We start from the raw sequence: 6,367 nt of genomic DNA, 5'->3' as shown, positions 1-6,367 counted from the left end.
AATTAGGGCAGTGAATGTACAGCATTCCATGACCCAGCATACAGGAGGCGCTTTTTGTTTTGCAAACCGCATTTTAATTCATTACAGGAATAGCTCCTTCATGTTTTTGCCCAACAACTCTTCCGGCTTCACACCGGTAATCCTCTCATAAGCTTGATTCACTTTGATGCCGTTGCCCTTTCCGTCAGAGATGAAAATACCGTCATAGCTCGAATGAATGATCGAATCCAATTGCTTATTCAAACTCTGCACAAAATTGAGGTCCGTTTTCAGCTCCTCCACTTCAGTGATGTCATGAAAGACAGACAAGCCCCCTACAATCCGCTGATTGAAAAAGACCGGGCGCCTATGCACAACATAGGTGACGCCTTTCATTTTTACTTTTTGCCCAAAATGATACTCGCCCGTCCGGATGCAATCCATCAGCTTGCTGTCGGGAAAAACATCGTTGATGAACCTGCCGATGATTTCCGATTCAGGCATTCCGGCCACATTGACGGTACGCCGATTGCAGTACACGATCGTTCCTTCATGATCGACAAACAGAACGGAGCTGTTCACGGTTTCAATGAGTTCATTCAAATATTGCTCCACGTATTCCAATACCCCTTCCCCCTTTTTTGGTCTTGATGCCTTTTTGCATCGGCATTATCCTTCGGGCACCCAATAAACAACAATCCGCAGGCAAACAGAAGACCATACATGCTGATGTAATTATTCATCATTATGCTACCATAATTGGAAAATTCCCAATATTGCATCGAAATTTTAGCGCAAAAAAACCGTCTTTGACATCGACGGTTTTTGGAGGAAGCCGATTATTCTTTATGATTCCTGTTCCCCAGAGCTAATGATTTTTTCCGCAAGCTTGCGTTTGCCCAGCCAATCGATCGAACGCTGGATCACGACCCGCTGCGCCTGGGGCGACCCCGCTCCATGCATGCATTCAATAATAGGGGTTGATCCGGTCATATTTTCGATCAAGCGTCCCATTTTGATCCGATCCAGCGGATCGGCATTCTCTCCGGTTTTGTAGTATTTAAGAATATAATCGGATACCCGGGGATTATCCAGTTCCTTTTCGGAAGGCAGGGTCGCCGGGAAGCCTCCGGCCAAATCCTGGGCCAGCCGGGTAACCTCGGGATAATAGCGGGCGGTGTTGAATTTTGAAGTGTTGGCCAGGACAGGATCGACAAAGGCGGTGCCGCAGGAGAGGGATGAACAGTGATAGGAACAAGCGAGCGCGCCGCTGTACATCGTTTCCACCAAATGGGCCATCTCGGACAATTTGTCCCTGACATGCCCGGCCTTTGCAATGCCATGCATATCAACAACCGCCGTGGTGGCGCCGATCAGGACATCCAGATTGCCTGATTTGCACGCTCCGTAGTTCTGCCTGTGGTAGGAGGCAAACCGGTCCACCAACGGACCTGTAAACTCGGTTTCTCCAAGCATAAACACCCGCTCCCACGGCACAAACACATCCTCGAAAATAATCAGGGCTTCTCCGCCGACGACCCCGTACTTCGGGTTGCCCTGATCGATTTCCCCTTCCCATTTCCTGCTGTCGTTCACCTGTCTGCCAAACACATAAATGATTCCTTGCGCATCTGCCGGAACGGCAAAGGATACCGCATAATCCTGTTCATCCGCCGCCATGCCCATACCCGGCATAACCAGAATCTGGTGCGAATTGATCGCGCCGGTCTGATGCATTTTGGCGCCCCGGACAACAATTCCGTGCTCCCTTTTTTCAACAACCCGCACATAAAGATCGGGGTCATGCTGCTGGCTGGGCCTTTTCGATCGGTCGCCCTTCGGATCGGTCATTGCTCCATCCGTCATCAGGTCTTTATCCTGTGTTTCGATCAGGAAGGCTTTAAACCTGTCGTGATAATCTGTTCCAAGCTTTTGATCCATTTCCCAGGTAATAGAATATAACGTGATCAGTGCATCCATGCCGACGCATCTTTGAAAGCAGGTGCCTGTAATCTGTCCGGCCACGCGAAGCATCTTCGCTTTATTGACCAAATCCTCCTGATTCTGCGGAATGTGCGTCCAGCGGTTGATTTTGCGCCCGGTCAGATGGGATACAGCCGACGCAACCTGCCCGTGTACCGGGTCATTGGCGATCTCATAAGTCACGGATGCCGAATTGATATGGGGGCGCATCGCCGGATGGTCGACCACATTCTCGACCTTTTCCCCCATAAAATAAACTTCTTTTTTCTGCAGCCGAAGGCTTTCTATATACTGTTCAGCCGTCATCATCGGAACATTCCCCATTTCCCTTTCATATTCCCAAATACCCTTGCCTGATTTCATCGCTGTTCAGCAGCTCCTGCGAGGCCCCGTGCGTCATGACCTTTCCGTTGCTCAGCATGTAGGACCTGTCGGCCACCTGCAAGGACTGCCGCACGTTTTGTTCAACCAGCAGCACAGTAATTCCCATTTGCTTCAGGTTCTCAACTATGGTAAAGATCTGTTTGACAAGCAGCGGAGCAAGACCCAGCGTCGGTTCATCCAACACGATCAATTTCGGCATGAACATTAATCCCCGCCCTATCGAACACATCTGCTGTTCTCCGCCCGACATGGTTCCGGCCAGCTGTTTCTCCCGTTCCTTCAATCTCGGAAACAGCCCGAACACCTTTTCCAGACTTTCTTTCAAATTCGATCTCGCCCGCTGCGTATATGCGCCCATTTCGAGGTTTTCCCTGACCGATAAGAACGGGGACAGCTGCCTTCCTTCCGGAACCTGAACCAAACCCATTTCCACCCTCTTGTAAGCGGGGACGTCACTGATCGGCTGGCAGTTTTCCACCCTGATCATCGCTATTCACTCCCCAAATAAGCATCGATGACATCTTGATTGGATGAGACCTCTTCCGGGGTTCCTTCTGCCAGCTTTTCACCATAGCATAAGACGGCGACTTTTTTGGACAAACACATCAAAGCATGCATGTTGTGCTCAATAATTAAGATAGTCAAGCCTCCCTGATGCAGAGCTTCAACAATCCTCATCATTTCCACCGTTTCGGCATCATTCAAGCCGCCCATGACTTCATCGAGCAATATAAGCTCAGGCTGTGTCGCAAGCGCTCTCGCGACTTCCAGGCGCTTGCGGTTGCCGATCGTCAAGGTGCTGGCGGGAACATGCAAAAACGGGGTCAAGCCGACCAGATCCGCATATTCCCTAGCTTTCTCCCTTGCTTTCGGCACCTTGCTTTCATGCTTCAGCGCACCCACCATAATATTGTCCAGCACGGAAAGCTGTCCAAACGGTTTGACAATCTGAAAGGTGCGGGCAATCCCTTTTTTGCTGATCTTCTCGGGTTTGTCGCCGGTCAGCCTCTCGCCTTTAAAATAAACCTCCCCTTCCGTAGGCTTTAAAAATCCGGTGACCATGTTGAACAAAGTGGTTTTTCCGGCCCCGTTAGGTCCGATGATCCTCAGAATATCTCCCGGCCGGACCTCCAGATTCACCCCTTTGATGGCCCAGTTTCCGCCAAAACGCTTGCCCAGATTGCTCACTTCAAGCAATGTTCCGTTTTGAGACATCCTGCCCCCTCCAATCCGCTTTGCTCGCCTTTCTCTTGAGCAATTTTTCAATGCCGGCAACGATTCCGTTGGGTTGATACAAGACGACCAGGACCAGAATCAGACCGTATATAAACAGATGCAATCCCGCTATTTCCGTCGCGTACCCGCGCAGGAATATGCCCAAGGGCGAGAGCAGCAAAGCTCCGATAATCGGGCCCGACGCATCATTCATTCCCCCCACAATGGCAAACATGGCGATTTGAATGGAAATGGACAGGGCAAGAATATTTTCAGGTTCAATGAACATGATATACTGCGCCATGAACGTTCCGGCGATGGCCGTTAAAAATGCGCTTAACGACGTGGAGAACAGCTTTACAAAAGTAATGTTGACTCCCAAGGATTGGGCCGCATCCGTATCCTCACGCATCGCAATCAGATAATAACCCAATTTTGAGGTTTGGATGACATATGAAATGATGTAACCCAGCACCATCAGAACAAACGCTACAACAGCATATGTTCTTGGCTCGTTAAAAATGAAATTGGCAACCCCGGTGTCAAAAGGAATGCTGAGGCCCATCGCTCCCTGGGTAATATCCCTGAGCTGCGTGACGCTGATGTAAACCAGCTCGGCAAAAGCGATGGTCGACAACGTGAAAAACGGACCTTTGAGCCGGAAAGTCACCACACCGATGACAAAGGCGAAAACGGCAGCCAGAATACCTCCGACAATCATGCCGATCCAAGGCGAAAGTCCGAAATGGATATACAAAAGGGTCGAGGTGTACGCCCCCACTCCCAAGTACCCGGCGTGTCCCAGCGAGAATTGTCCGGCATAGCCGCCGGAAATATTCCATGCCCCTGCCGCGGCGGCCCATATAAAGCTGATAATAATAATGTCAAGAAAGTAAGAGGACTGAGTGAACAAGGTCAGCAGCAGCAGACCCAGTAAAACATAGGAGAATTTCGGCAACCTCATGAAGAACTTCATATACACTACAACTCCTCTGCTCCGATTTGTCCGAAGAATCCCTGCGGCCTGACTACCAGCAATAAGATGAAGACCACAAAATAAACCGCTTGCTTCCAGCCCGGATCAAAAAAGTAAGCGCTCAGTGTTTCAATTATTCCTATCAGCAGTCCGCCGAGCAAGGCTCCCGGAATGCTTCCCATGCCGCCCATCACAACGATGACAAAGGTCATGAGCACGAAGTTCAATCCGATTGTCGGATGGACCGGATACATCGGAATCAACAGAGTGGCGCTGAGTCCGGTCAGAGCCGTTCCGATCGCAAAAGTCAAGGCATATATTTTTTTGATATTGACTCCCATCAAGGTCGCCGATTGTTGTATCACCCCTTTCCCGAAATGAAAGACTTGTACTCTCACCAGGTATAACATGCAATTATCATGCCAACCTCAGAAAGCGCTTTCGGTATTTTGATCTGCTGAAAAGCAAAAAAACCCCGGCCACTCCTTTTACAGAGATAATCATGGGGTTTTCGCCATAAATCCATCATAAAGCTTAAATCAGAAATGCAATTCATATAACGGCCGCGGCCGGCCCTTATAATGAGGCTGTTCTTCACCGACAATGACAGCATAATGATTGTCTGCCAATGTTTTGAGAATTTTTTGAGACAGACGTCTGCTGATATTCAAACCATTGGCCAGTTCTTCTGAGCTCGTGCATTTTTTATCTTGCATTATCCAATAATTTTTGATTTTGCTTAACGTCTTTATGCTCAAGTTCGTTTTTTCTGCAATCTCAAGCAATTTTTTCTCCGTCGTTTTCAACATGAAATTAATTTTTGTATTAACAAGATTTTTGATCTCTTTGTTTTCATTGACAATAAAGATCGCGCTTTCTTTTTGTGCATAAGCTTCCTGCAGCGCAATCATGGCGTGGCTTTCGGCGTCGTGATTCGTCCAGCCCAAACCCAGCCCGATGGATAATTGAATTCGGATGTCCTCTTTCAATTTGTCCAAAAAGGGAAAAAACGTGAAATCGTTGGTGATCTCGCCCAATTTCTTTCTATCGGTATATATGGAAACATACCCTGATTTTTGTGTGATCGATCCGCCGATCACTTTGGCAAAACCCAGCATGGACTGATAAATCTTTGTGGTTATTTCCTCGTGGTTGATGTTCGATCTGTAGTTAAATAGATTAATGCCGATGTTGATAACCGCAAATCTCGCCAAATCCAGCAAGAGCGTTTCGCATTTAAGGAGTACCAGCTTCATCGTCTCCCGAATTGATTTGTAAAGGGGGACCATTCTTATGCAGGGGATATTCCGGCAAACCAATTCATCGAACACATTGTTCCGCGATGTCAGTGCGTAATCAATTTTTCCTTGCTCCCATAAGGCTTGATGAAACCGCAGCAGCACATCCACATCGAACTCTTTTTGATAATCCAGTGTATAGATGTCATGCAACGGAATCTTCAGCTCGGAAAAAACATCAAAAACATTACGCTCATCAGGCAGGTCGAAGCTGAGTCTGCCCAGTTGATTTCCGCGATGATAGGATAAATAGATAAGTGTAGACATGACCGTTGATTCGTCATAGGGAACAACAAAATAGGGCATTTTGGATTCCGCCAGCAAGTCCTTTGCCAGAATGTATGGCACAGGACCCGAAAACACGGCAATGTCCAGACGGTTCATGTTCTCTTGGAACAGCTCAACGGTTTCGGCCTCGCTTTGAAAAGGAAGCGGGAGAACATGCTCCAGCACTGGAAACTCCCGGACGATATTGAGCATACGATCAACCATGTAATGGGAACCGATAAGACCAACCTTGATTTTCATAACT

At 48.2% G+C, this 6,367-nt stretch carries 7 protein-coding genes; all 7 read right to left on the bottom strand.

Features of this window, described 5'->3' with window-relative positions:
* Window positions 1-81: 81 nt before the first annotated feature.
* The 7 genes from VF724_RS09300 to VF724_RS09270 all read right to left on the bottom strand — a co-directional run bounded on the left by VF724_RS09300 (window position 82) and on the right by VF724_RS09270 (window position 6,363).
* Window positions 82-594 (bottom strand): PAS domain S-box protein, encoded by a 513-nt coding sequence (locus VF724_RS09300; RefSeq protein WP_371753967.1) that lies wholly within the window; start codon window positions 592-594, stop codon window positions 82-84.
* Window positions 595-825: 231 nt separating this feature from the next.
* Complete coding sequence (locus tag VF724_RS09295) at window positions 826-2,325, bottom strand: 4-hydroxyphenylacetate 3-hydroxylase family protein (RefSeq protein ID WP_371753963.1); 1,500 nt, start codon at window positions 2,323-2,325, stop codon at window positions 826-828.
* Window positions 2,294-2,833: an ABC transporter ATP-binding protein gene (locus tag VF724_RS09290; RefSeq protein ID WP_371753962.1), complete on the bottom strand. Its 540-nt coding sequence runs from the start codon at window positions 2,831-2,833 to the stop codon at window positions 2,294-2,296. The genes VF724_RS09295 and VF724_RS09290 overlap by 32 nt, the downstream gene beginning before the upstream one ends.
* A 2-nt stretch (window positions 2,834-2,835) precedes the next feature.
* Window positions 2,836-3,561: an ABC transporter ATP-binding protein gene (locus VF724_RS09285; RefSeq protein WP_371753961.1), complete on the bottom strand. Its 726-nt coding sequence runs from the start codon at window positions 3,559-3,561 to the stop codon at window positions 2,836-2,838.
* On the bottom strand, window positions 3,536-4,537 hold the full coding sequence (locus VF724_RS09280) for a branched-chain amino acid ABC transporter permease (protein ID WP_371753960.1): 1,002 nt from the start codon (window positions 4,535-4,537) through the stop codon (window positions 3,536-3,538). The genes VF724_RS09285 and VF724_RS09280 overlap by 26 nt, the downstream gene beginning before the upstream one ends.
* A gap of 5 nt (window positions 4,538-4,542) precedes the next feature.
* Window positions 4,543-4,935, bottom strand: a complete 393-nt coding sequence (locus VF724_RS09275; RefSeq protein WP_371753959.1) for an ABC transporter permease subunit — start codon at window positions 4,933-4,935, stop codon at window positions 4,543-4,545.
* Between the two features lie 141 nt (window positions 4,936-5,076).
* A complete protein-coding gene (locus VF724_RS09270; protein ID WP_371753958.1) occupies window positions 5,077-6,363 on the bottom strand; it encodes a hypothetical protein in 1,287 nt (428 codons plus the stop codon).
* Window positions 6,364-6,367 lie beyond the last annotated feature (4 nt).

The organism is Ferviditalea candida, assembly GCF_035282765.1.
GTDB classification, from domain to species: domain Bacteria; phylum Bacillota; class Bacilli; order Paenibacillales; family KCTC-25726; genus Ferviditalea; species Ferviditalea candida.
The sequence above is the reverse complement of the archived record's forward strand: the minus strand, read 5'-3'. Positions and strand labels throughout refer to the sequence as shown.